Annotated in this window: 24 protein-coding genes and 1 pseudogene; 9 read left to right on the top strand and 16 right to left on the bottom strand. The window is 60.6% G+C overall.

Annotated elements, in window-relative coordinates:
* Nucleotides 1-2: 2 nt before the first annotated feature.
* The 5 genes from tatB to ubiE form a co-directional block, all read right to left on the bottom strand.
* Nucleotides 3-395 carry a Sec-independent protein translocase protein TatB gene (gene tatB / locus QUE41_RS19920; RefSeq protein ID WP_028107852.1) on the bottom strand — a complete coding sequence of 131 codons (393 nt, stop codon included), beginning with the start codon at nt 393-395 and terminating at the stop codon, nt 3-5.
* Between the two features lie 6 nt (nt 396-401).
* Nucleotides 402-626 (bottom strand): twin-arginine translocase subunit TatE, encoded by a 225-nt coding sequence (gene tatE / locus QUE41_RS19915; RefSeq protein ID WP_286340694.1) that lies wholly within the window; start codon nt 624-626, stop codon nt 402-404.
* Nucleotides 627-691: 65 nt separating this feature from the next.
* Nucleotides 692-2,326: a ubiquinone biosynthesis regulatory protein kinase UbiB gene (gene ubiB, locus QUE41_RS19910; RefSeq protein ID WP_286340693.1), complete on the bottom strand. Its 1,635-nt coding sequence runs from the start codon at nt 2,324-2,326 to the stop codon at nt 692-694.
* A complete protein-coding gene (locus QUE41_RS19905) occupies nt 2,323-2,925 on the bottom strand; it encodes a ubiquinone biosynthesis accessory factor UbiJ (protein ID WP_286340692.1) in 603 nt (200 codons plus the stop codon). Before QUE41_RS19905 ends, ubiB begins: the two co-directional genes overlap by 4 nt.
* A gap of 12 nt (nt 2,926-2,937) precedes the next feature.
* Nucleotides 2,938-3,690, bottom strand: a complete 753-nt coding sequence (gene ubiE, locus QUE41_RS19900; protein ID WP_286340691.1) for a bifunctional demethylmenaquinone methyltransferase/2-methoxy-6-polyprenyl-1,4-benzoquinol methylase UbiE — start codon at nt 3,688-3,690, stop codon at nt 2,938-2,940.
* 158 nt (nt 3,691-3,848) lie between these two features.
* On the opposite strand from ubiE, the gene QUE41_RS19895 reads away from it, so the two are divergent.
* A complete protein-coding gene (locus QUE41_RS19895; RefSeq protein ID WP_286340690.1) occupies nt 3,849-4,514 on the top strand; it encodes a transglutaminase-like cysteine peptidase in 666 nt (221 codons plus the stop codon).
* Entirely contained in the window at nt 4,511-6,427 is a 1,917-nt protein-coding gene (locus QUE41_RS19890) for an EAL domain-containing protein (protein ID WP_286340689.1), read from the top strand. Before QUE41_RS19895 ends, QUE41_RS19890 begins: the two co-directional genes overlap by 4 nt.
* Here the strand turns inward: QUE41_RS19890 and QUE41_RS19885 are convergent.
* Together QUE41_RS19885 and rraA are read right to left on the bottom strand one after the other, a co-directional pair.
* A complete protein-coding gene (locus QUE41_RS19885) occupies nt 6,399-7,460 on the bottom strand; it encodes a formimidoylglutamase (protein ID WP_286340688.1) in 1,062 nt (353 codons plus the stop codon). The two genes, QUE41_RS19890 and QUE41_RS19885, sit on opposite strands and share 29 nt — an antisense overlap.
* 2 nt (nt 7,461-7,462) lie before the next feature.
* On the bottom strand, nt 7,463-7,948 hold the full coding sequence (gene rraA, locus QUE41_RS19880) for a ribonuclease E activity regulator RraA (RefSeq protein ID WP_028107845.1): 486 nt from the start codon (nt 7,946-7,948) through the stop codon (nt 7,463-7,465).
* Nucleotides 7,949-8,290: 342 nt separating this feature from the next.
* On the opposite strand from rraA, the gene QUE41_RS19875 reads away from it, so the two are divergent.
* Complete coding sequence (locus QUE41_RS19875) at nt 8,291-8,539, top strand: YgjV family protein (RefSeq protein WP_028107844.1); 249 nt, start codon at nt 8,291-8,293, stop codon at nt 8,537-8,539.
* Between the two features lie 55 nt (nt 8,540-8,594).
* Here QUE41_RS19875 and QUE41_RS19870 read toward each other — a convergent pair.
* Nucleotides 8,595-9,541 (bottom strand): annotated as a pseudogene (locus QUE41_RS19870) (IS1595 family transposase).
* A gap of 203 nt (nt 9,542-9,744) precedes the next feature.
* Here QUE41_RS19870 and QUE41_RS19865 point away from each other — a divergent pair.
* Together QUE41_RS19865 and QUE41_RS19860 are read left to right on the top strand one after the other, a co-directional pair.
* Complete coding sequence (locus tag QUE41_RS19865; protein WP_286340687.1) at nt 9,745-10,263, top strand: phosphatase PAP2 family protein; 519 nt, start codon at nt 9,745-9,747, stop codon at nt 10,261-10,263.
* Between the two features lie 13 nt (nt 10,264-10,276).
* On the top strand, nt 10,277-11,338 hold the full coding sequence (locus QUE41_RS19860) for an MJ1255/VC2487 family glycosyltransferase (RefSeq protein ID WP_286340686.1): 1,062 nt from the start codon (nt 10,277-10,279) through the stop codon (nt 11,336-11,338).
* A 73-nt stretch (nt 11,339-11,411) separates the two neighbouring features.
* Here the strand turns inward: QUE41_RS19860 and QUE41_RS19855 are convergent, their stop codons facing one another.
* The 8 genes from QUE41_RS19855 to priA all read right to left on the bottom strand — a co-directional run bounded on the left by QUE41_RS19855 (nt 11,412) and on the right by priA (nt 20,574).
* Nucleotides 11,412-11,801 carry a gamma-butyrobetaine hydroxylase family protein gene (locus QUE41_RS19855; protein WP_286340685.1) on the bottom strand — a complete coding sequence of 130 codons (390 nt, stop codon included), beginning with the start codon at nt 11,799-11,801 and terminating at the stop codon, nt 11,412-11,414.
* 17 nt (nt 11,802-11,818) lie between these two features.
* Nucleotides 11,819-13,144: an ATP-dependent protease ATPase subunit HslU gene (gene hslU / locus QUE41_RS19850; protein WP_286340684.1), complete on the bottom strand. Its 1,326-nt coding sequence runs from the start codon at nt 13,142-13,144 to the stop codon at nt 11,819-11,821.
* A gap of 5 nt (nt 13,145-13,149) precedes the next feature.
* A complete protein-coding gene (gene hslV / locus QUE41_RS19845) occupies nt 13,150-13,680 on the bottom strand; it encodes an ATP-dependent protease subunit HslV (protein ID WP_286340683.1) in 531 nt (176 codons plus the stop codon).
* A 143-nt stretch (nt 13,681-13,823) separates the two neighbouring features.
* On the bottom strand, nt 13,824-15,233 hold the full coding sequence (locus QUE41_RS19840) for a DUF3131 domain-containing protein (RefSeq protein ID WP_286340682.1): 1,410 nt from the start codon (nt 15,231-15,233) through the stop codon (nt 13,824-13,826).
* A 36-nt stretch (nt 15,234-15,269) separates the two neighbouring features.
* Entirely contained in the window at nt 15,270-15,869 is a 600-nt protein-coding gene (locus tag QUE41_RS19835) for a tRNA-uridine aminocarboxypropyltransferase (protein WP_286340681.1), read from the bottom strand.
* 49 nt (nt 15,870-15,918) lie between these two features.
* A complete protein-coding gene (locus QUE41_RS19830) occupies nt 15,919-16,470 on the bottom strand; it encodes an SPOR domain-containing protein (RefSeq protein WP_286340680.1) in 552 nt (183 codons plus the stop codon).
* Nucleotides 16,471-16,473: 3 nt separating this feature from the next.
* Complete coding sequence (gene argS, locus QUE41_RS19825) at nt 16,474-18,225, bottom strand: arginine--tRNA ligase (protein ID WP_286340679.1); 1,752 nt, start codon at nt 18,223-18,225, stop codon at nt 16,474-16,476.
* 159 nt (nt 18,226-18,384) lie between these two features.
* Entirely contained in the window at nt 18,385-20,574 is a 2,190-nt protein-coding gene (gene priA / locus QUE41_RS19820; protein WP_286340678.1) for a primosomal protein N', read from the bottom strand.
* A 245-nt stretch (nt 20,575-20,819) separates the two neighbouring features.
* Between priA and rpmE the strand changes: the two genes are divergently transcribed.
* The 4 genes from rpmE (at nt 20,820) to QUE41_RS19800 (ending at nt 24,818) form a co-directional block, all read left to right on the top strand.
* Nucleotides 20,820-21,035 carry a 50S ribosomal protein L31 gene (rpmE, locus tag QUE41_RS19815; RefSeq protein ID WP_286340677.1) on the top strand — a complete coding sequence of 72 codons (216 nt, stop codon included), beginning with the start codon at nt 20,820-20,822 and terminating at the stop codon, nt 21,033-21,035.
* A 551-nt stretch (nt 21,036-21,586) separates the two neighbouring features.
* Entirely contained in the window at nt 21,587-22,834 is a 1,248-nt protein-coding gene (locus tag QUE41_RS19810; RefSeq protein ID WP_286340676.1) for a malic enzyme-like NAD(P)-binding protein, read from the top strand.
* A gap of 153 nt (nt 22,835-22,987) precedes the next feature.
* Nucleotides 22,988-23,527, top strand: coding sequence for a porin family protein (locus QUE41_RS19805; RefSeq protein WP_286340675.1), 540 nt, complete (start codon nt 22,988-22,990; stop codon nt 23,525-23,527).
* Nucleotides 23,528-23,840: 313 nt separating this feature from the next.
* On the top strand, nt 23,841-24,818 hold the full coding sequence (locus QUE41_RS19800) for a cytochrome-c peroxidase (protein ID WP_286340674.1): 978 nt from the start codon (nt 23,841-23,843) through the stop codon (nt 24,816-24,818).
* The last annotated feature ends 95 nt before the right edge of the window (nt 24,819-24,913 follow it).

Genomic DNA, 24,913 nt, shown 5'->3' with positions numbered 1-24,913 from the left:
ACTTACTCTGCGGTTTTACCCGGTTCAGCGGCTTTCTTTTCGCTGATCTCGGGTTGTGGCGAGACAGTGGGGGTGGATGCGTCGGGCTTGCCTTCGTCCGTCTGGTAGGGGCGGTTCACCGATTGTGCGGCGGAACGAAGCTCCTCGATAGACTGTTTCAGGCCGGGATCCAGAGACTCGAGTCCTTTGGACTCGGCCTTCTTCAGATCCGACTGCAGCTGCTCGATCTTCAGCTCCTGTTCGAGCTCATCCTTCACCGAGTTGGCCATGCGCTTGATGGTGCTGACCCAGCGGCTGATGCTGCGCACCGCCACTGGCAGACGTTCGGGCCCCAGAACCACCAAGCCCAGAACGGCAATCAGGACCAGTTCAAACAGGCCGATACCGTCGATCATAGTGGTTTAGGCCTGTTCTTTGTTTTTCTGCTCGGCAGTGGTGGTGTCCTCTGCTTTGCTCTCTTCGATCGCTTTCTTTTCTGCGCCCTTGTCTTCGTCGCCCATGGCTTTCTTGAAGCCCTTTACAGCGCCGCCCAGATCAGAGCCCATGCCGCGCAGCTTCTTGGTACCGAACAGCAGTACCACGATGAGTGCGATGATAAGAAGTTGCCAAATGCTGATGCCGCCCATGTTGTCTCCGGGGTATTTAACAGGTCAATAAACGATGTTCAATGTAACAAGTATCGGCGACATTTTCACTGGTTGTTAAGTCGCCACCCTTTGGCCCAGCAGGCCAGCCCGGTCAGGGCGAGGGTTATAGAAGGCCAGATTGTACTGAATTTCCCTATCAATAGTGTGCCCGAGATCAACAAAACCGAGCCAATAATGAGGAAGTAGTGACTATTGTGAATTGTTCGACGCTGATTTATGTAGCGCTCCATCACACCTTGCGGATGTCGCAATAGCGCCTTGCTCAACTGTAAATTGTCGTGGATGAGATCCGGCATCTCCGGAAGCTTCTCCAACCAGAAGGGCAAAGCCTCTTTTACCCGCTTCATCTGTGCCGAGGGACCCAGCTGTTCCGCCATCCACTGTTCGAGGAAGGGTTTGGCTGTCTGCCACAGGTCCAGTTGAGGGTAGAGCTGACGTCCCAGCCCTTCGATGTAGAGCAGGGTCTTCTCCAGCAGCACCAGTTGCGGCTGTACCTCCATCTCGAACTCTCGGGCACAGCGGAACAGCTCCACCAGCAGGTGGCCGAAGCTGATCTGCGACAGGGGCTTGTTCTCCAGGGGCTCGAGCACCTTGCGCAACGCCTTCTCAAACTCCACCGGGTTGGTGTCGGCGCTGATCCAGCCCGAGTCGATATAGACCTGGGACAGACGTGAGTAGTCCTGGTTGAAGAAGGCCAGGAACACATCCGCCAGGTAGCGTTTGTCGTTCTCGGTGAGGCTGCCGACGATGCCGCAGTCGATGCCGATGTACATGGGGTCGTCCGGATGCTCCCGGCTGACGAAGATGTTGCCCGGGTGCATGTCGGCGTGGAAGAAGTTGTCCCGGAACACCTGGGTGAAGAACACCTCCACGCCGCGCTCCGCCAGCAGCTTCATGTTGGTGCCCTGAGCCTTGAGGGCCTCGATGTCGGTCACCGGGATGCCGTGGATTCGCTCCATCACCAGCAGTTTACGCCGGCACAGCTCAGGGTAGACCCGGGGAATGTAGAGGGCGGGGGAACCGGCAAAGTTGTCCCGCAGTCGGCGGGCGTTGCTGGCTTCCTGCACCAGGTCCAGTTCGGCCAGGATGGTCTTACGATAATCTTCGACCACTTCGATGGCGCGCAAGGGTTTGCCTTTGCGGGTGTTGTGCACCAGCCGGGCGCCAGTTTCCATCAGCGCCAGGTCCGCCAGGATCACCGCCTCGATGTCCGGGCGCACCACCTTGAGGATCACCTCTTCGCCGGTGCTGCGCAGGGTGGCCGTGTGTACCTGAGCCACCGAGGCCGAGGCCAGAGGAGTAATGTCGAAATCATCGAACAGGGTGTCGATGCTGTGGCCCAGGGCGGACTCGATCTCCGATTTGGCCAGCTCACCGTCGAAGGGAGGCACCTGATCCTGCAGCTGGGCCAGGGCATCGGCGAACAGGTCCGGCAGCAGATCCCGTCGGGTGGAGAGCATCTGACCGAACTTGATGAATACCGGTCCCAGACTCTGCAGGGCCAGGCGCACCCGCACCGAGGGGTGGGCATCCAGGGACTTGCGGCCGACCCAGAACAGGCTGGCGTCCATCAGCTTCAGGGGCAGGGGGCGACGCTGCTCCGGCAGCAGTTCGATCAGGCGGTACTGGCGAAAGGTGCGGGCAACCTGATAGGCCCGCTTGATGGCGCCCCAGCTCATGAGCGGGACTCCAGTGCCGCCAGCCTGGCGGCCAGGGCCTGGGTGCGCCGCTCCAGCTCATCCACCTGACGGCAGAAACCGGCAACCTCATCGGCGGCCGGGGAGACCCGTCGCTCCTCCACCAGGTAGTCTCCCAGGTGGGCCTGGGTGGCGCCGATGTGCTTCTTGCCCATGGCGAACAGGCTCTGTCCCAGGTTGTGTACCCGGTAGGCCATGCCGTCACCCAGTACCTTGCTCAGAGGCTCGGTGATGTCCGGTTCGATGCCGGTCAGTACCTGGGCCAGCTTACCCACCAGCTGCATGTCGCCGCTGATCTCCAGTTTGTTCTGCTGCACCAGCTCCGACAGGGGGGCGCCCTGCTGGATGTCGGCCAGCACCGACAGGCTGACGCTCAGGGTGGCCTGAGGCTCGCCGCCGTAACGGCTGTAGACCTGGAGGGGGTGATTGAGGATCAGGAAGAGCGGCCAGGGCAGCTCCGCCAGTTGCAGTTCCACTACCTGCCCCCGGCAATCGGCCAGGGGGCGGGGGTCGGGATGGTACGTCAGCAGGTGCCCCAGCGCCGCTTCCAGGCTGCCTGCTACCAGGGTCGCAAGGTGCATATTACCTCGGGATCAGAACTTATAGCCGCGGTGCAGGGCTACCACACCATTGGTCATGTTGACGTAGTCCGCCTGGTCGAAACCGGCGTCCAGCATCATCTGCTTCAGGGTTTCCTGGTCCGGGTGCATACGAATGGACTCGGACAGGTACTGGTAGCTCTCGGCGTCGCCGGCCACCATGGAGCCCATGCGGGGGATCACCTGGAAGCTGTAGAAGTCGTAGGCCTTCTGCATCATGGGGTTCAGGGGCTTGGAGAACTCCAGAACCAGCAGCTTGCCACCGGGCTTGAGCACCCGCTGCATGGAGGCCAGTGCCTTGGCCTTCTCGGTGACGTTACGCAGGCCGAAGGCGATGGTGATGATGTCGAAGTGGTTGTCCGGGAAGGGCAGGGCTTCGGCATTGGCCTGAACATAGTTGACGTTACCCACCACGCCCTGGTCCTGCAGCTTGGCGCGGCCCACTTTCAGCATGGAGTCGTTGATGTCCGCCAACACCACCTCACCCTTCTCGCCCACCAGCTGGGAGAACTTGCGGGTCAGGTCGCCGGTACCACCGGCCAGGTCCAGCACCTTCATGCCGGGACGGGCGGCGGCGCACTCAATGGTGAAGCGTTTCCAGTACCTGTGTACGCCAAAGGACATCAGGTCATTCATCAGGTCATATTTGGATGCGACGGAGTGGAATACGTCGGCCACCATCTCGGCCTTCTTGTCGGCTTCCACCGTCTTGTATCCGAAATGGGTCTTGTCCCCGTTGTCTGCCATGAGCGGGCATTCCTATGTTTGCTAGCTGGAAATTGGACACAGTCTACACTTTAAAGCAATGAACAGAAATGGTGCGGGATCAATCTGTAACCCTTATCACTGTGGCGCACGACGGTGACCGGATTCATAGGGACAGACAGGCCACAGGACACAGGGATGTGAGAGTTACAGTTTGGCTTCTCCTTTTGCTGCTGCCAAGCCTGCCCGGGTGGGCGGAGGAGGTGCCACAATGGCGCGACTTCTTCCTGCCGGAGCGCCTGGTGCCCATAGAAAGGCGTTTTGGCGAACAGGGGCTTGCCCAGGTTCATGAGCTCAAGGCCTTTATCGAGGCCAGGCTGGCGATGAAGTTGCCCGCCCACCAACACCTTGCCGCGGTCAATGACCACTTCAACCGTTACCACTTTGTCGCGGACGCCACCCACTGGAACCGGGACGACTACTGGGCGACCCCCTTTGAGTTTGTCGCCAGTGGCGGTGGGGACTGTGAAGACTTCTCCCTGGCCAAGTTTTTTACCCTGAGGGTGCTGGGCCTCTCCTCCGAACACCTCAGGCTGATGTACGCCAAGGCCCTGGAGCTGAATCAGGCGCATATGGTGCTGATCTACCTCGAGACCGAGGACGCCATGCCCCTGGTTCTGGATAACCTCAATCCCAAGATTCTTCCCGGCGATCAACGGCCAGATCTGCTGCCCGTCTACGCCTTCAATGGTGAGGGGTTGTGGCGGGCCCGGGCCTTTGATCAAGGGGTGCGCCTGAAACAGGGCGACAACGGCATACTGCTGTGGCAGGACCTGCTGCAGCGACTGGCAGGAGACTCCTCATGACCCTATTCCGACTCCTTCTCATCTGCCTGATCCTGCTGGTGGCCTCGTTGACCGCCACCACCCTGCTGCTGTTTGTCCGCGGCAGTCAGGCCTATCTGGTGGAGCAACTGGCCAGCCACGGCCAGGACACCGCCACCTCATTCGGGTTGTCTCTGTCGCCGGTGCTGGCCAAGGGAGACTGGGTGCTGGCGGAGTCCATGGTGGACGCCATCTTCGACCGGGGCGATTACGCCTCCCTGGAGCTGGTCGGCCGTGACAACAGGCTGGCGCGCCAAATTACCGCGTCGCCGGAAACCGCTCCCGACTGGTTCCGGCAGTGGATCGACCTCAAGGTGCCAATCCGGGAGACCGAGATCAACGCCGGCTGGCAGCTGGTGGCGACCTTGCGGGTGGAGGTCAATCCCGAACCGGCCCTGGTACATCTGTATCGCATCTCCCTCAATGCCCTGTTGGTGGCTCTGGTGGTGGCGGCGGTGGCCATTTCCACTGGCGCCTGGGGCCTGCGCTGGATTCTGGCACCGCTGAAGTCGGCCCAGGCCCAGGCGGAAGCCCTGCGGCGACGCAGCTTCCTTCGTCAGCAGAAACTGCCCTGGGTGCTGGAGCTCAAGGCGCTGACCCTGACCATGAACCGCATGGTGGAAAACAGCGAGCTGCAGTACCGGCAGCAGTGCAAGCGGATGCGGCAGCTGCAGCAGAACTGCTTTATCGATGGGGAAACCGGCCTGGGCAACGGCATCCGCGGCCGGGACCGGCTGGACAACCTGCTCAAGGACCGGGAGGTCGAGCAGGGAGTGGTGGTGCAGGTGCACCTCTCGGGCCTGGAGGGGCTGGAGCGAAGCCGAGGCGTGGCCGCTCAGCAGCCGTTGATGGTGGGGATCACCGAACTGTTGCGTCAGCAGCTGGCGCGTTTCCCCCTGGGTCGCCTGTATCGCATGGGGCAGGCGGACTTCTGGGCGCTGCTGCCTGGGATCGAATTGCAGGACTGGTTGCCCCAGGGGGCGGAGCTGGAACAGAGCCTGTGTCAGCGGCTGCAGCAGGCGGGAGCCACCAGGGCGATGGTGGCCTCCGAAGCCTTCGTGTTTGGCGGTGAGGTAGCCGAGGTGGAGCAGCGGCTGCACCAGCAGTTGCAGCGACTGCTGGCGGGGGAGCCCGGGCCGGTGACGACCGTGGTGCCCAGCGATCAGGCGGCTCAGAGCCAACGGCTGGACGCCATGCTTGCCCATCCGCCCAGATTGATGGCTCATCAGGTGATCGACCGGGAAGCCCGAACCCTCTACTACGAAGTGCTGACCCGCTTCCACGACGGCAAGCAGTGGCGTACACCCGGGGCGGTGGTGGTGCTGGCCCAGAGGCTGGAGCGCCAGGTGGAGGTGGACCTGCTGGTGCTGGAGACCCTGCTGTCCCAGCTCAGAGAGGCCCCGGTTGCCCAGACCCTGGCCCTGAACCTGACGACCGCCTCCCTGCTGTCTCAGCACTTCATCAGCCGGTTGCGGGAGGCTGGCCGGGAGGCGGCGACTCTGGGGGCCGTCCTGGCGGTGGAGATCCCGGAGCAGGCGGCGCTGGAGTATCGCGATGGCTGCCGCCACTTCGTGACCCTGATGCAGCAGGAGGGAATTCCTGTCTGGCTGGATCATGTGACCCCGGCGGGACTGGCGGAGCTGGAGAGCCTGCCGGTGGAGGGGATCAAACTGGACCCGGCCTACAGCCGGCACATGAACCAGGAGGGCAGTTACGAATCCCTGTTGCCGCTGATGGTCACCGCCGCCCACGCCCGCAGCGTATTGGTGGTGGCGGAGCAGGTGGAGGAGCACTCAGTGGCTGAGCGCCTCCACGACTTTCAGGTGGATGGGTTGCAGGGCTTTGCCTTCAGCGGCCCGGTGGCCTTCAGTGAGCTGCCGACAGGCGACCGCTGAGGTAGCTGTACACCAGCTCGCTCAGGGCCTGGCCTATTTGGCGGCGACCGGCGTCCACTCCGGCGGGATGGCAGGCGGGGGCGCCTTCCGCCAGGTGCAGGTAGGCGCAAGGGTGATGCTGTGCCAGATGGAAGACACTGTGCAGGGCGTCGGTCAGCGGAATGCCGGCGACGGTCTCCGCCGAGCTGGCCAGGCCGGCTATCGCGTCCAGATCCAGCTCCACTCCAAGAGGTTTGCCTGCCAGGTGCAGATCGTCGCTGATGCGCTCCAGAGCCTGGGCCAGGCTCAGCTCCCGCCGAACCCAGATCGCCTGATAGCTGGTCCAGCGTTTGCCGCTCTCCTGCAGGGCCGCCAGGCTGGCGCTGTTGTTCTTCAGTTCGTGCAGGCCCAGAACGTGGTAGTAATCCAGGGCGCCCTGTTCGTGGGCATAGGCGAAGCCGTTGCCACTGTGACGGCCCTCGGTGGCGCGAAAGTCGCTGTGGGGATCCAGGTTGACCGCGCAGAGGGGGCCGTCGATGGCGTCGCTGGCGCCCGCCAGTATCGGGTAGGCGTTGTTGTGGCCCCCGCCGATGACAATGGGCTCCAGCCCGGCAGCCACCACCTGAGCGATCACCGGCTTGAGCAGGGCATCCAGCTGTTCGGTCAACTGGCGCAATGTGGCCAGCTGCTGTGGGTGGTCGCTGCTCAGGCCCTGGGCCTGCTGCTGCAGGGCGTCGGTACGAATCTCCCCAAGCAGCAGAATCTGCTCACCGCCGAGGAAGGGGTTGGACTGCATGTTGGCGAACTGGCCAAGGAAGGCGTGCCAGGCCTCGGTGGCACCGCCGCGGCCCAGGTTGGCCCGGGGACCGAGATCCTCCGGCACACCGAGCAGCACGTAGTTGGCCCCCTGCTGTTTCGCCTGAGCCAGAACCTGAGGAAGGGTGTGTCCGCTGAGCTCGCCGGCCAGCAACCAGTGTTCACCCTGGTGAGCTTCGCCGGCACGGTGAGACAAAAACCGCGCCAGATAGGCGCGGTCAGCCAGTTGCAAGGGCATGATCAATCGATGTCCAGTGGGTCAGGTGACAGGATGATGCCGGTGGAGTCGGCGTAGACATGATCTTCGGGCAGGAAGGTGACCCCGCCGAAGTTCACCGGCACATCCACGGCGCCCTCACCGGTCTGGTAAGCACCCACCGGGATGGGGGCCAGGGCCTGAATGCCGATGTCGATGTCTTCCAGGGCATCCACTTCACGGACGCAGCCATAGATGATCAGACCTTCCCAGTTGTTGCGGGCGGCCAGCTCGGCCAGGGAGGCATCCACCAGGGCACGGCGCAGGGAACCGCCTCCGTCCACCAGCAGGACCTTGCCGGTGCCGTCCTGCTCAAGGGTTTCGGCAATCAGCACATTGTCTTCGAAACACTTGATGGTGTGCAGCTCTCCCCCGAAGGAGTTACAGCCTCCGAAGTTGCTGAACATGGGTTCCACCACGTCCACCTGCTCGGCGTACAGATCGCATAGTTCAGAAGTGTTGTAGTGCATGATGCCCTCCTCGCGTAACTGGTGCAGCTCAAGTATAACCGCAATTTTTCCCGTTGAAATGCGGCTTTTGTGGCAGAACTCATTGTTTGTTAATCGACTTTTAGTAATCTTTGCCGTCCGCCGAAAACAGAGTGTTGTAAATTGACGAAACAAATCAACCTCAAGGCGGTTTTTGGCGTGATCATGATCACGTTAAATGCACAAATGTATTGATGTTAACAACTTGTTTGCTACCATTTCTTACAGTTTGATTAATGATTCACCAGACAGTTCGGGGCAAGGAACCCCCAGCACCAGTCAGGGTCGAGGGGATCAGTCAGTCGTTTTCTTAAGGTTAATACTATGGAACTGAACCTGGTTGAAGTAGTCGGTCACATGGCTTCCGTTATGGTTGCCATCTCTCTGATGATGAAAAACATTGTTCGCCTGCGTGTGCTGAACTTCATCGGTTGCTCTCTATTCGTTATCTACGGTCTTATCATCGATGCATCTCCGGTGTGGACCATGAACGCCTTCGTGGCCAGCGTAAACGTCTACTACCTGGTTAAGATGTTCCGCGAGCAGAAGTCACCTCAGGCAGAAGGGGCGTAAGCCACCTCTACCTGAAGAAAGGGTCGCCAGTGGCGGCCCTTTTTTGGGCTGTGTCCTAAGTAACTGTTGAACCCCACCCAACAGCTTCGAACAGGCACTGCTCAGAGCTGGGTCGGTACTTATGCCGGTCCAGCATTCTGTGCCAGCCCAAGTAGTTTCCTAAATACTTGGTCGCCACCCCTCTAAACCTTGATATCCACCCTTTCAACCGGCTGTCGTAGGCGTTTACGTTCTGGATGTGGAAGGGACCTCGCCTGCGCGGGCCTGATGCCTTGATAGGCTCGTGTCTGATTCTCTTTGATTTTGCGTAAGACAGATAAACGCCAGCACGGTCAGTACACAGACAGGCATCCTTGTCCAGAATCGAGTCCAAAGCCGTCGTGACATGTGCTGCATCCAGTTTTTTCAGCATGTAGTCCGCCGTCTTACCCGACCTATCGCGCACTATTAGGACCGATACCTGGTCTTCACTACCACCGCCTTTGGTCTTGCTGACACCACCACGCTGACGCGCTGGCCAGGGAGGTTGCGTTGCCCTTTGTACGATTTCAAAAAGAAGGTTTCATCGGCTTCAACAATGCCGTGCTCCTTTTCAGGGCGCATGTCAGCTATCAATTTCAGAAATCGATGTCGCCACAAAAACGCAGTGTTTTTATTAACTTGGCATTGGGCTGCAGCTCGGCGAACGGTCAAGCCATCGTTTAAGCAAAGTGCGTACTCCAACCAGCGTTCGCGCATGCGCAATCGTGCCAATGGTGTGCCAGTCAATGGGTTAGAGGTTTTGCCACAGGCACGGCACCGAAATCGAGGCAGACCATGGCTTGAGCCCCAAGGGCGTAGAGCTTCCTCGTGGCAATGTGGACAGTCTTTAGGATGGTTTTCAATGAGTAGCGCCACGACGGCAGGAGCATCGAAGCGCACATGAGTAAGGAGCTGTTCTCGTTGACTGGGCGTAAGCTCAGGCAGGGAACGCAGGATACGGGCAAAAGCTGAACTATCCATAACGGGCCCTCTCTATCAAAGAGTTACCCTAATTATAGAACCTCAACAATTAACGCAGACACAGCCCTTTTTTGTGGCCGACGTTCGCTGCCTCCCTGCCTCTTCTCCTGCTTGCTTTGTCACCGAACTGACCCTGCCCTGTCACGCTAGTGTCATTGCCGATAAATAAGGTCTGAATCATCGACCTGAAGAGGCAGATACCCATGTGGCAACGACTGGATGACTGGGACAAGCGCTGTTTCCTGATACTCAACCGCGCCGCTGACCGCCCCCTGGGTCAGCTGGCGGCGCGTCAACTGTCCCGCAGCGGTGATGGAGCGGGCTACGCCCTGTTCGCCCTGGTTGCGGCTGCGGCGGATCCCCATCAGGGGCCGCTGTTATTCGGTTTGCTGCTGATGGCCTACGCCATCGAACTGCCTCTCTACTGGGTCCTGAAAACCCGGCTGCGCCGCGCCCGCCCCTGTCAGGTGGTGAACGGATGCCGGGCCCTGGTGGACCCTCACGACAAATTCAGTCTGCCCTCAGGTCACAGTGCGGCAGCCTTTCTGTTTGCCACCATACTGTGCTGGTACATACCGGAACTGGGCCCCTGGTGCTTCCTGTGGTCCTCCGGCGTTGCCTGGGCCCGGATAGTACTGGGGGTCCACTATCCGGGGGATGTGGTGGCCGGTGCCTCACTGGGGACCATGGCGGCCCTGATGAGTATGAACATGCTGCTTTAGGAAACGAGGTCAAATGCGAATTTTGTATGGAATTCAAGGGACGGGGAATGGCCATCTGACCCGGGGACGGGTGATGGCCCCGGCCCTGGCGGCGGAGGGGATCCAGGTGGACTATCTGTTCTCCGGCCGCCCCAGAGAGCAGTTTTTCGATATGGCGCCCTTTGGTGACTTCGATTGTCGCGCCGGGCTGACCTTTGCCACCAAGGGGGGCGAGGTCAGCATGTGGGGCACCTACAGGCAGAACAGCCTGAGTCAGTTCTGGCGTGATGTCAGAGGTCTGGATCTGAGCCAGTATGACCTGGTGCTCAATGACTTTGAACCCATCAGCGCCTGGGCGGCCCGTCAGCAGGGCAAGGAGTGCGTCAGTGTCAGCCATCAGAACGCCTTTCAGCATAAGGTGCCGGTGGCCGGTCAGCGCTGGATAGACAGGATGATCATGGAGAAGTTTGCTCCGGCCACCATCCACCTGGGCTGCCATTGGCACCACTTCGGCTGCGATCTGCTGCCCCCCTTCATTGAGCCCCCTGAATCTGAGGCCAGGGATGTGGGGCATCTGTTGATCTACCTGCCGTTCGAGGAACCGGAGGACATCGCCGCCATGTTTGCTGTCGTGCCTGAGATTCAGTGTCACGTCTATCACGGCAAGCCGGCGCCGGCCAACCTGCCTGGCCACATTCACTGGCACGGTTTCGAGCGCGCCGGATTCCACCAGCACCTGACCGGTTGCGCCGGGGTGGTCTGTTCTGCGGGCTTTGAGCTGGTGTCCGAGGCCCTGGTGCTGGGGAAGAAGCTGTTGCTCAAGCCTCTCAAGGGCCAGTTCGAGCAGAAATCCAATGCCCTGGCCCTTGAACTGCTTGGGGCTGCCCGCACCATGGAGCGGGGGGACAGGGAAGAGATTCGCAGCTGGATGGCCTCCAGCGCCCAGGAGGTAATTCACTACCCCCAGATGGGCCAGATGCTGGCCCGCTGGTTGGCCAAGGGAGAGTGGCATAAGGTCTCAGAGCTGTGTCAGCAGGCCTGGAGTGAAGCCAGGTTGCCGGAGAGCTGGAAGCACAAATGGGCCTACGCCTACTGATTTCGTTGTTGTTAGCGCGCAAACAAAAAGGAGCCGATAGGCTCCTTTTTCACGTCAGTGACTTGGTCTGGTGTCACTTATCGCTGTAGTGGATCTGCACATCCAGCAGGGGCTCCCGGCTGCCTTTGGCGGCCTTGAGCCGCTTGAGGTAGTCCTCCCACATGGTGCTCTGATTCATGGCAAAGGCGTAGAGGATGTCCCAGGAGAACAGCCCGGAGTCATGGCCATCATCGAACACCAGTTTCACCGCGTAGTTGCCCACCGGCTCAATCTTGTCGATGTTGACCATTTTCTTGTTGGTCACCAATACCGGGTTGCCGTGCCCCTGCACCTCGGCAGAGGGGGAGCAGACCCGCAGCAGCTCACAGCTGAGCTGGGCGGTTTCGCCATTCTCGAAACCCACCTCCAGGATGCGGGATTGGCGCTTGAGCTTGAGTTTGATCACCTTTGGGGCCTGGCGCATGGTCCACTCCTTGTCTGTTAGAGGATGAAGCGGGAGAGATCTTCGTTCTCTACCAGCATATCCAGATGGGCATTCACATAGTCGGCATTGATGGTCAGGGTCTCGCCGCCCTTGTCGGAGGCGTCAAAGGAGATCTCCTCCATCAGCTTCTCCATCACGGTGTGCAGACGGCGGGCGCCGATGTTCTCGGTGCGCTCATTCACCTGCCAGGCCGCCTCGGCGATGCGCTTGATGCCATCTTCGGTAAAGGCGATGGTCACCCCTTCGGTGGCCATCAGTGCCTGGTACTGCTCGGTCAGGCTGGCATTGGGCTCGGTCAGGATGCGGACGAAGTCTTCGGCTGACAGGGCTTCCAGTTCAACCCGGATCGGCAGACGCCCCTGAAGCTCGGGGATCAGATCCGACGGCTTGGCCAGCTGGAAGGCGCCGGAGGCGATAAACAGGATGTGATCGGTCTTCACCATGCCGTGCTTGGTGTTGACGGTGCAGCCTTCCACCAGGGGCAGCAGGTCACGCTGCACCCCTTCCCGGGACACATCCGGGCCGGAAGTTTCGCCACGCTTACAGATCTTGTCGATCTCATCTAGGAAGACGATGCCGTTCTGCTCCACGGCCTCGATCGCTTTCTCCTTCAGCTCTTCCGGGTTCACCAGCTTGGCGGCTTCCTCGTCGATCATCAGTTTCATGGCGTCGCGCACTTTCATCTTGCGACGCTTGCTGGGCTGATTGCCCAGATTTTGGAACATGGACTGCAGCTGGCTGGCCATCTCCTCCATGCCTGGAGGGGTCATGATCTCCACACCGGCGGGGGACTGGGCCACGTCGATGTCGATCTCCTTGTCGTCCAACTGGCCTTCGCGCAGCTTCTTGCGGAAGGTCTGGCGGGTGGCGCTGTCACCCTTGTTGTCGTGAGACCACTCATCCTTGGGCTTGGGCAGCAGGGCGTCGAGGATGCGCTCTTCGGCCGCCTCTTCGGCGCGGAAGCGGTTTCGCTCCACCTCCATGTCCCGGGTCATCTTGATGGCGGAGTCGGTGAGGTCGCGGATGATGGTCTCCACCTCCTTGCCCACATAACCCACCTCGGTAAACTTGGTGGCTTCCACCTTGATGAAGGGCGCCTTGGCCAGCTTGGCCAGACGGCGGGCGATCTCGGTCTTGCCCACACCGGTGGGGCCGATCATCAGAATGTTCTTGGGGGTCACCTCCTGGCGCAGCTCGCTGTCCAGTTGCATGCGACGCCAGCGGTTACGCAGGGCGATGGCGACGGCCTTCTTGGCGCCCTCCTGACCGATGATGTGACGGTTCAGTTCGGAAACAATCTCTCTTGGGGTCATCTCGGACATGGTGGTTAACCCTTGGTAGTCAATTCTTCGATGGTGTGGTGCTGGTTGGTGAACACGCAGATGTCACCGGCGATTTGCAGGGACTTGGCGCAGATGTCCCGGGCACCCAAATCTGTGTTCTGCACCAGGGCCAGGGCGGCGGCCTGGGCGTAGTTGCCGCCGGAGCCGATGGCGATCGCCTCGTATTCCGGCTCCACCACGTCGCCGTTGCCGGAGATCAGCAAGGTGGTCTCGGCGTCGGCCACAATCAGCATCGCTTCCAGCTTCTGCAGGGAGCGTTCGGTGCGCCAGGCCTTGGCCAGTTCCACGGCGGCCCGGGTCAGCTGCCCCTGATGGGCACTGAGTTTGGCTTCCAGCAGTTCAAACAGGGTGAAGGCATCGGCGGTGGCGCCGGCGAATCCGGCCAGCACCTTGCCGCCGCTCAGCAGGCGAACCTTGCGGGCGTTACCCTTCATCACTGTGTTGCCCAGGGAGACCTGGCCGTCACCGGCAATGACAACTTTGTCGCCGCGGCGAACCGAAACAATGGTGGTCATACTGAATCCTTATCTGTTGTCGGGCCCGTGCCCGACAGGGGAATCTTCTCTTGCGTTGAGATAGATGTGGGGACGGCCACCTCCGCCTTCAACCCCGAAGCGTTTGATTTCGTGATTCTCCATTAACCTTTGGCCGGGTTGGGCTATTGATCAAGCAACCGGGTGGAATCCAGGTGATCTGTCTCCAGCAGGGGTCTGTTGCCGTTGTGGATGTAGAGCAGCACGGTCAGCACCACGCCGTTGGTGTTGAGGTTGAGGCTGGTATTCAGTGTGCCGTCGTCATAGCGCCCGGTCAGCCAGCCGCGACTGCGCATCATGCTGGTCCCCTGTTGCCAGAGCTCAGACCCCAGAGTGTCCTGACTCAGGGCGCCCCAGGCCAGGGCACACTTGGTGCTCAGGATCTGGGAGAACGCCTGAGCCTGCCCCTGATGGTCCGTGGCCAACCAGGGTTTCCCCTGGTAGTGCAGGTTGTTGTACAGAAACCAGGGGGCACGGTCGGCGGCGTCTTCGCCGAAGCAGTGTGCCTGGCCGGTGCGCTGAAACTGGCGCTTATGGGCATCGAAGACGGCGTCGCTCAGGGGGCGGAACTGGCCAGGATTGGTGCCCAGTTCCAGTTGCCACAGGTAGAAGGGGTCACTGGTCAGGAAGGGGCGGTCGCGGCGGTCAGCCCAGAGGCTGCCCTTCTCCAGCACCACTCTTTCCCGGAACGAGGGCGCCCAGGCTTGGTCTGGAGCCAGGCCCCACAGCGTCAGGGCCGCGGCGGCATACTGCTCGTAGCCCAGGCGGCCCTCCTGGTAATGCCGTTCTCCTCGAGCCGTGTAGCGGGCGCCGGTGACCTGTCCCTGACTGACCAGCCGAGTCAGGGCCCAACGTTGGGTAATTCTCTGGATCGCCGCAGCCAGGTCGGGGCGTCGCTGCTTCAATATCGCCAGCCAACCCAGGGTGCGGGCGATGTCCAGCGCCGACCAGCCGCTGCCGTTTATCTGGTGGTTATGGTCATTGGTGACCGGCAGACCGGTATCGGTGTGATAGCGGCGGGCGGGCAGGGCATCGTCGTAGAGAGGCATGGAGGCCAGGGTGTGCAACAGGGCGTTGATGCGGGTGAGAAACACCGTCTCCTCAATGAGGCCCAGCTCCCGGGCGGCCAGGGTGCCGGCGATGGCGCTGGCCACATCCCACAGTGTGGTCTCCCGGTAGCCTCTCACCGAGTTCACCAAGCCGGTATCGGGCTGGTACTGGCTCTCGAAGTAAGTCCAGGCGGCCCGGGCCATCTCCAGGTGCTGGGGCAGGATCCGCACAAAGCGGCCGGGTTTCATCGGTGTTGTGCCGTGTTCCCTGGGCAGGGTCAACGACGCCATGGGCTGGGTCAGCACGGAAGCGGCAGGGGCGTCCTGACTCAGCTGGGGGGCAGGGAAGCGCAAGGTGTCGCCCTCCCCGGAGGGGGGCGGGACTTGCTCAGAAGCCTGGGCCTTGCTGCCCAGACGCATGGGAGGATCTTCTGTGGCCATGGCGGGCAGGGCCAGGACCAGTAGCAGACAGGTCAGTGTGCGCATCCGTGCGGTTAACTGTTTGACTATATGGGGTAAAGCTTAGCCCAGATAGCGACGTTTTACCGAGTCCGGCATATGAGCCAGCTGGCTTTGCTTGAGCGCTTCGAACGCGGTGAACAGGGGGGCGGTGTCGCAACTGTCGATCCTCGGCAGGGCGTGGGCAACCGCTTCCAGGGTGGAGAGACTGTCGGTGCGGCGAGCCTTGCGGATCTGATAATTGCCCTGGGGCAGTTCGCCAAAGCTGACTTTGGGCAAGGCTTGCAGCCAGGGGTTGAGCTGCAGCATCCGGTGCACTTTTTTCCAGGTGCCATCCAGCACCAGCAGGTGGCCAGGCCGGCAGTCGCTGCCCAGGGATTCCAGCGGTGTGGCATCGTCACCTGGGTAGAGCAGCCACACCGGGCGGTTGTCCCGGGTCAGCGCTTCTTTCAGTGGGGCAAAATCGGCTTGGGTTTCGCCGTCTATCAGGGTGCACCCCTCCAGTACCAGGGAGCACAGGTGGGCGGTACCTTTGGCGGATTTGGCCTCCGAAGGGTGGCGCAGTATGGTCACCCTGTGGCGGCTGGTGCAGTGACCCAGCGATGGACACAGGCAGACGCTTTGGGGGCGCAGGCAGCGCTGGCATTGCAGGCGTTGACTCATTTTGGGCTACCCATGAAGAAAAAGGGCCGCCCTAAGGCGGCCCGACAACTCAGTTCCACAGCCAGATCTGGCAGGTATTGATGCCGCCCCGCTGCAGGGCATGGCGGTCGCTCTCTGCCAGGCGCTTGCGCTCGTAGGGGCCCAGTCGGACCCGGTACCAGACGCCATTGCTGCCTTCGGTGCGGCGAATCTCAGACTCCAGCCCCATAAAGGCGATGCGCGCCTTCATGGCATCCGCCTGATCCCGGGTGCGGAAGGAACCGCACTGCATCTGGTAGGGGCCCTTGAGCTCCTGCTTGGGCACCTCCACCTCCACCTGTTTCTCAGGCAGGGTTTCGATGTACTCCCAGGTCTCCTTGGGCTTTTCCGGCAATGCGGGCTCGGTTTTGGGCTGTGGCTTGGGCTTAACCACTTCTGTCGCCGGTTGTGGTTCAGGGGCCTCGTCCGAGGCGCCCTGGATGCTCCACAGGAAGTAGCCGAAGCCGGCGATCAGCGCCAGCACCACCACCAGGCGAACCCAGGGGAAGCTGGCCTTTGGAGCGGCCTTGCGGCCACGGCTGCGGGGCTTGCGCCCCCGCTTGGCGTAGTCGCGGGTGGCCATGGATTACATCCGCTCCAGGGTGTTGATCCCCAGCAGGCTCAGTCCCACCTTCAGGGTGTTGGCGGTGGCCGCACACAGGCGCAGGCGGCTGGCCTTGGTGGCCTCGGCCACGTCATCCTTGTTGATGGGGCAGGCTTCGTAGAAGCTCATAAAGGCACCGGCCAGCTCATACAGGTAGGTGCACATCAGGTGCGGGGCACCCTTGGCGGAGACACTGAGCACCGCATCGTTGAACTGCACCAGTTTCTGAGCCAGGGCTTCCTCTTTCTCCGCCTCGATCACCACCTCGCCGCTCAGGGCATCGGCGCTGACGCCGGCTTTGCGGAAGATGGACTGGATGCGGCTGAAGGCGTACAGCATGTAGGGGGCGGTGTTGCCCTCGAAGGTGAGCATGTTGTCCCAGTCGAACACATAGTCGGTGGTGCGGTTCTTGTTCAGATCTGAGTACTTCACCGAAGCCATGGCCACGGTGCTGGCGATGGTGTCCAGCTCGTCGCCCTCAAGGTCCGGGTTCTTGTCACCGATCAGCTTCACGGCGCGCTGGTGGGCCTCTTCCAGCAGGTCTGCCAGCTTGACGGTGCCGCCGGAGCGGGTCTTAAACGGCTTGCCGTCCTTGCCCAGCATCATGCCGAAGGCACAGTGCTCGGTGCTGGTGGTGTCCGGCAGGTAGCCGGCCTTGCGGGCGATCAGCCAGGCCTGCTGCAGGTGCTGCGCCTGACGGGAGTCGATGAAGTAGAGGATGCGGTCGGCATCGAAGTTATCCACCCGGTACTTGGCGGCGGCGATGTCGGTGGTGGTGTAGAGGAAACCACCGTCACGCTTCTGGATGATCACGCCCATGGCGTTGCCGTCTTTGCCCTTGAATTCGTCGAGGAACACCACCTTGGCGCCGTCATCTTCCACCGCCAGGCCTTTCTCGGTCAGGTCGCTGACGATCTCGGGCAGCAGCGGGTTGTACAGGCTCTCGCCCATGATGTCGTCGTTGCTCAGGGACACACCCAGGCGATCGTAGATGGCCTGGTTCTGAGCCATGGTGATGTCCACCAGCTTGCTCCACATGGTGCGGCAGTACTCGTCGCCACCTTGCAGTTTCACCACGTAGTTACGGGCGCGTTCGGCGAAGGCCTCATCGTCGTCGTAGTGCTTCTTGGCTTCCCGGTAGAAGGCTTCCAGATCGGACAGGTCCATATCGGAGGCGCTTTCGTTCTCCATCTTCTCCAGATAGGCGATCAGCATGCCGAACTGGGTACCCCAGTCGCCGATGTGATTGGCACGAACCACCTTGTGGCCCAGGAATTCCAGGGTGCGGGTGACCGCGTCGCCGATCACTGTGGAGCGGATGTGGTGTACCGCCATCTCTTTGGCCACGTTGGGGGCGGAGTAGTCGGTGACAATGGTCTGAGGCTGGGCCAGGGCCGCCACATTGGCGCGGCGCTCATCGGCGGCGATCTTCTCCACCTGCTTGCCCAGCCAGCCGCTGTCCAGGAAGAAGTTGATGAAGCCGGGGCCGGCAATTTCCACTTTGGAGACCAGCTCGGAGGCAGGCAGGGTATCGATGATCGCCTGGGCCAGCTCACGGGGATTCTTCTTGGCTGGCTTGGCCAGCATCATCGCCAGGTTGGTGGCCAGATCGCCATGGCTCTTGTCTCGGGTTCGGTCTACCTGAACTCGGGGCGCTGCGTCGGCGGGAATGATCTCGCGCTCTTTTAGCAGGGTAACGGTCTGTTCAAGTAATTGCTGGATATGTTCTTTCATTGCGACACCGAAAAACTGATGGGGACTGGCCGCATAACGGCTAATGAATCAAACCGCACATTTTAACGCCTAACTATGGCAATACCAACGGTTTGTTTGCCGGTTTAACCAGATAAACGGGCGTTACCGGGCAGGAGGGCTGCCCGGACCGGCTGGGGGCTACAAAAGATCCTGGGGATCCCGCTCCAGGTGCCAGCGACAGCGCTTGCCGGAGGCCAGTTGCTCTATGGCCGGCAGGGCCAGATCCAGCGCCTGTTGCAGCCGTTTTCTGTCGTTGGCCAGCAGCAGGGTGTGGAAGCGGAATTTTCCCGCCTTGCGCTCCATGGGGGCGGGCATGGGACCGACCCGCTGCAGGGCCAGGTCGCCGAAGCATTGGTTGGCTTCGTTTAAAAATTGCTGGGCTTGCTGGGGGTAGCTGGATTCCGCCCGCAGGATCGCCATCTGACCCGCAGGGGGCAGCAGGGCATCCATCCGCTCTTTCAGGGCGGCGTCGGCGAAGGGGCCGTAACCCTGGGTGGTGAGCTGGTGCAGCAGCGGATGGTCCGGTTGGTGGGTCTGCAGCAGCACTTCGCCGGCTTTGCTGGCACGGCCGGCACGTCCCGCCACCTGGATGTAGAGCTGGGCCAGGCGTTCGGCGGCGCGAAAATCGGCGGAGAACAGCGCCCCGTCCACATCCAGCAGTCCCACCAGGGTAACGTCGGGGAAGTGGTGCCCCTTGGCCAGCATCTGGGTGCCAATCAGGATTCTGGCTTCGCCGCGGCGGATCTTCTCCAGCAGCGCATCCAGGCTGCCTTTGCGCGAGGTGGTGTCCCGGTCGATGCGCACCACAGGGTAATCGGGGAAGCGTTGACTCAGTGCCTGCTCCAGCTGCTCGGTGCCCACCCCTTGGGTAAACAGCTGGGTGGAGCCGCATTCGCTGCACTGGCGGGGAAGCCTCTTCTGGCTGCCGCAGTGGTGACACTGCACCAGGCCGCTGCCCTGATGCACCGTATAGAAGGCATCGCAACGGCTGCAGCCGTGCAGGTGACCGCATTCGTGGCACAGCAGCGCCGGGGCGAAGCCGCGGCGGTTGAGAAACAGCATCACCTGATTGCCCGCTTCCAGGTGCCGGGTCATCTCCTTCAGCAGCTCGTGGGAGCAACCGGCGTCCAGGTGCTGCAGTCGCAGGTCGACGATCTTCTGCTGTACATGACGGGCAACGCCGGCGCGCTCGGTCAGTTGCAGCCTGCGGTATTTGCCGGTGGCCACATTATGCAGGCTCTCCAAAGAGGGGGTGGCGGATCCCAGGATGATGGGCACCCTGTCCAGGCTGGCCCGCATTACCGCCAGATCCCGGCCGTGATAGCGGAACCCCTCCTGCTGCTTGAAGCTGGCGTCATGCTCCTCGTCGATGATGATCATCCCGAGGCTGGGCAGGTCGGTGAACAGGGCGGAGCGGGTACCGATGATGACTCCCAGGGCGCCGGCGCGGGCTTGTTGCCATACCTGCAGTCGCTCATTGTCGTTGAGGGCGGAGTGCAGCACCCCGATGGGCACCTGGAAGCGGTGGCGGAAGCGGGCGATGGTCTGGGGCGTCAGGCCGATCTCCGGGACCAGCACCAGCACCTGGCGGCCCGCCTCGAGCACCGGCTGCATCAGGTGAAAGTAGACCTCGGTCTTGCCTGATCCGGTGACCCCCTCCAGCAGCCAGGGGCGGAAGCCGCCGCCATCGCCACTGACCGTGGCCACGGCGATCGCCTGCTCCCGGTTGAGGGTCTGAGGTTCCTCGCCCAGGGCAAAGGCCTGGGGCCAGGTGAGGTCAAATTCAGGCGCCTGCTCTATAGATTGGATCAGCGCCTTCTCCTCCAGGGCTTTGAGCGCCTGTCGGCTGAACTCCAATTTGCTGACCTGGCCATCTTCCAGCTTGCCCTGGGTCTGCAGGTAGGCCAGCAGCCGCTGTTGCTGGAACGCCCGTTTGAGGGTGTCCAGATTCAGGGCCTGACCTGCTTCTGTGGGTTGCCACAGCTTGATCGGCTCCGGGGCAGCGCTCTCCCCCTGGCGCAGCTTCACCGGAAGCATCTGGCTGAGCACCATTCCCAGGGGGCTGAAGTAGTAGCGGGCGGCCAGCTGAGCCAGCTGCCACAAGCGCTCGCTCACCACACGCTCACTGTCCAGGGTGCGCAATATGGGTTTGAGCTTGCTGTCATCCAGGTCGCTGTGCTCATTCAGGCTGACCACCACCCCAACCTGGGTTTGGCGGCCAAAAGGCACCTCCACCCGACAGCCAATCTCCGGCAGGGGCTGTCCCTCGGCAGGCAGGTAGCTGAATAGTTGGCGCAGAGGCAGGGGCAGGGCGACCTGAATGTACACGTATGAGGATCCTGGGTTACTGAATTGGATAGTCTTTATCGGGCTGAAGTCCCGCCGGCCAGCGAAATTTGATGGCCAGGTGGATACCCTATCAGAGGCGGCATAATCTTACTATGCAGAGCGTTTCTGTGCTTGCGAGGGTTGATTGCATCGTGTACTATTACGCGCCTTAAATTTATCACTAACGACGTATGGTGTCCGGCTTTGGATCGGATAGCGATACGGCCTTAACTGAGGTTTGCCCCATGAAACAAGGTATTCATCCTGAGTACAACGAAATCACTGCCAACTGCTCTTGCGGTAACGTGATCAAGACCCGCTCCACCGTAGGTAAGGACCTGCACCTGGACGTATGTTCCGAGTGTCACCCTTTCTACACCGGTAAGCAGAAGGTTCTGGACACCGGCGGTCGCGTAGACAAGTTCAAGAAGCGTTTCGGTGCTCTGTCTTCCAAGAAGTAAGCCGAACCGCATCGAAAAAGGGCGCCTCAGGGCGCCTTTTTTTGTGCCTGGTCCGCAGGCCCCCCTTTTACACTCCTCCTACCGCCCCTCTGTCGGGTTGCTGGAGCATTCGGCCTGAATCGGTGCCGCAGAAGATGCAAGCCGATGCCACTCACCCTCTCTATCCTCGCCTCAGGTCATTATCTCCCTAAAGGAGCCAAGGACATTTCACCGGCTAATGACTCTCAATGAACCTCATTATGCTTGGGAAAAGGTAAATTTTTATTGGTCAGTCCAATTTCCCGCGTGACCGGCATAACTCAGACTTTTTGCTGCTAAGTGCCTTCTATCTAATTAAATTCACTGAATAATGTTTCACGGTCCATTAATCACTTTTCCTGAAATATAATTCTCTATTCTATTACTTTTGACCCTTTGGCAATGAAACTGGTCAGAACTGCTTGTTATATCAAGTATTAATAACAAGATTGGTTGCAAAATCAGGCAATAGGAGTAAGGTTTCAGGCGACTGTACCCCCTTCCCAAATAAAGTAGTGACTGGAATTAAGAGAATGGCAGACCTTCGCGAACAAGCCCTCGAGTATCACGCCCAACCTGTCCCTGGAAAGATCAGCATCTCGCTGACCAAGCCTGCGGAAACCCAGACGGATCTGGCCCTGGCCTACAGCCCGGGTGTGGCAGAGCCTGTTCGGGAGATCGCGTCCAACCCAGCCGATGCCTACAAATACACCAACAAAGGCAACCTGGTGGCGGTGATCTCCAACGGCACGGCGATCCTTGGCCTGGGCAACCTGGGTCCCCTGGCTTCCAAGCCGGTGATGGAGGGCAAGGCCCTGCTGTTCAAGCGTTTTGCCAACATCGACTCCATCGACATCGAGGTGAAGCACCGCACCCAGGAGGAGTTCATCGATACCGTGGCCAACATCGCGGACACCTTCGGTGGCATCAACCTGGAGGACATCAAGGCGCCAGAGTGCTTCGAGATAGAGAAGCAGCTGATTGAACGTTGCCAGGTGCCGGTGTTCCACGATGATCAGCACGGCACCGCCATTGTGACCGCTGCCGGCCTGCTCAACGCCCTGGAGATTCAGGGCAAAGAGCTGTGTGAGTCCACCATCGTCTGTCTGGGCGCCGGTGCCGCCGCCGTGGCCTGCATGGAGCTGCTGATCACCTGTGGTGCCGTGCGTGAAAAGATCTACATGCTGGATCGCAAGGGCGTGCTGCACACCCGCCGCGATGACCTGAACGAGTACAAGAAGCTGTTTGCCAACAACACCGATAAGCGCACCTTGACCGACGTGATTCAGGATGCGGACGTGTTTGTGGGGGTATCCGGTCCCGACCTCATCAGTGAGGAGCAGGTGAAGCTGATGGCAGACAAGCCGGTGCTGTTTGCCTGCTCCAACCCGGATCCTGAGATCAAGCCTGAGCTGGCCAAGGCCGCCCGCCCTGACGTCATCATGGGCACAGGCCGCAGCGACTACCCCAACCAGGTGAACAACGTGCTCTGTTTCCCCTTCATCTTCCGTGGTGCCCTGGACGTGCGTGCCCGAGCCATCAACGATGAGATGAAGGTGGCCGCGGTGGAAGCGATTCGCCAGCTGGCCAAGGAGTCTGTGCCCCAGACTGTGCTGGACGCCTATGGCGCCACCGAGATGAGCTTCGGCTCCGAGTACGTGCTGCCCAAGCCAATGGACCCGCGCCTGTTGCCCCGGGTGGCCAAGGCGGTGGCCAAGGCCGCCATCGACTCCGGCGTGGCCGAGCTCGAAGAGCTGCCGGCCCACTATATGATTGACTGAGTCGTCTTCACCGACTGAGCAGGGCAGCCCTAGGGCTGCCCTGTTTTTTTCTGGGTCAGAGAATGGCCACCATTTGGCGTATCCATCTGTTCTTTATTGATTTATTATTGCACGCACTGGTGTAATCAATTTGATGAAAACAAAGGATAGACAGTGAAAAAATCCATTCTGGCAACCGCAGTTCTAGCGATGATGATCTCCGGTAGCGCCCTGGCTAAAGAGGGGGCTTACGTAGGGGGAAGTTTGGGCAGTGCCAAGCTGGATCCCTCTAACGACAGCACAGCAACCAGCTTCGGCGCCTATGGTGGCTACAACTTTACCGACTGGTTTGGTATCGAAAGTTCACTCTTTGCCACCACAGAGTTCAAACAGGGGGACGGTGTCGAGGTGATGGGCGCTGCCTTCAGTGTTGCTCCCCGCTTCATACTGACCCTGAACGAGGAGTTTTCCCTGTTTGCCAAGGCGGGCTTGGCCAATACCCTGGTGAATGTGGACACCCCCATCGGTGACACCGATCTCGATGGCATTGTTTTCTCCTGGGGCGTGGGACTGGACTGGAGTGTCGGTGAGCACCTGGGCCTGCGACTGGCCTATGAGATGAATGACGGTGAGCTGGAGCACGAGGACTTCAGTTCCGTCGACGTGGACGTTGAACTGTCTCAGCTCTATCTCGGGGTGCATTACCACTTCTAAGTAGGCTACGACCAATCAGGGATGCCCAAGGTATCCCTGCTTTATGCTTCGGCTTTCCGGGAAAAACTGCGGCAAGGGGTGAGGCAGGAGCGCAGGGTATCGCGATTTTTGGTGCCGACAGGCCACCAAAACGTCGTATCTGTCACAGATGGTCTTCGCTTTTGATACCACTAGATTGTTTGATTCAAATCCTTGTTTTAAATCAATAATAACGAGGATCGTCCGGCGATAGACCTAATCGAATTTATCCGATTTTTTCGATGAGCACGGCCCAATAGACTGGCGACAAATCCAACAACAAGGACTCGTCAGTATGAAAACGCTCGTTCTGTCCCTCAGCCTCATCAGTGCCGCAGTCAGCGCCGGTGAACCCATCCAGCCCATCGAAGTGCCTCAGATCGACAACCCTGCCAAGGTGGCCCTGGGTAAGCAGTTGTTCTTCGACCCGCGTCTCTCTAAGTCTGGCTTCCTCTCCTGCAACAGCTGCCACAACCTCAGCCTGGGCGGGGTGGACATCCTGCCCACCTCCATCGGCCACAACTGGCAGGAGGGGCCCATCAACGCCCCGACGGTACTGAACTCCCGCTACATGCTGGCTCAGTTCTGGGACGGTCGCGCGGCGGATCTTCAAGAGCAGGCCGCCGGTCCCATCGCCAACCCCAAGGAGATGGCGCTCAAGCATGAACTGGCCCTGGACGTGCTGCGCTCCATCCCCGGCTATCGCAGTGCCTTTGCTGGCGTCTATGGGGATAAGAGTATCGATCTGGAACGGGTCACCGATGCCATCGCCACTTTCGAGGAGACCCTGGTGACCCCGGACAGCCGTTTCGACCTGTGGCTCAAGGGTGACAAGCAGGCGATGACCGACGAGGAGTTGCAGGGGTATGCCCTGTTCAAGTCCAACGGCTGTGCCGCCTGTCACAATGGTCCTGCCGCCGGAGGCACCATGTATCAGAAGATGGGGTTAATGCAGCCCTTTGTCACCGACAACCCGGCTCAGGGCCGCGTCGACGTGACCGGCCAGGAGCATGATCGCATGGTGTTCAAGGTGCCCACCCTGAGAAACATCGAGCTGACCTACCCCTACTTCCACGACGGCTCCACCTACGACCTGCAGCAAGCGGTAGTCACCATGCAGCGGGTGCAGCTGGGCCGGGAGCTGAGCGATCAGGACGCCGCGAAGATCACCGCCTTCCTCAAGACCCTCACCGGCACGCAGCCAGCCATCACCCTGCCGCTGTTGCCCCCCTCGGTGGCGGACACCCCCAAGCCGGCGCCTTTTGCCGACTGAAGCTGATAACAAAAAAGGGATACCTCGCGGTATCCCTTTTGCGATCTGAGCAACTTTAAGTGCAGAACCTTGTCATTGCCCCAGCTTCAACTAAC

It is taken from the genome of Ferrimonas sp. YFM, from assembly GCF_030296015.1.
GTDB lineage: Bacteria > Pseudomonadota > Gammaproteobacteria > Enterobacterales > Shewanellaceae > Ferrimonas.
Note: the sequence above shows the minus strand (reverse complement) of the source record. Positions and strands in the feature narration are given on the sequence as shown.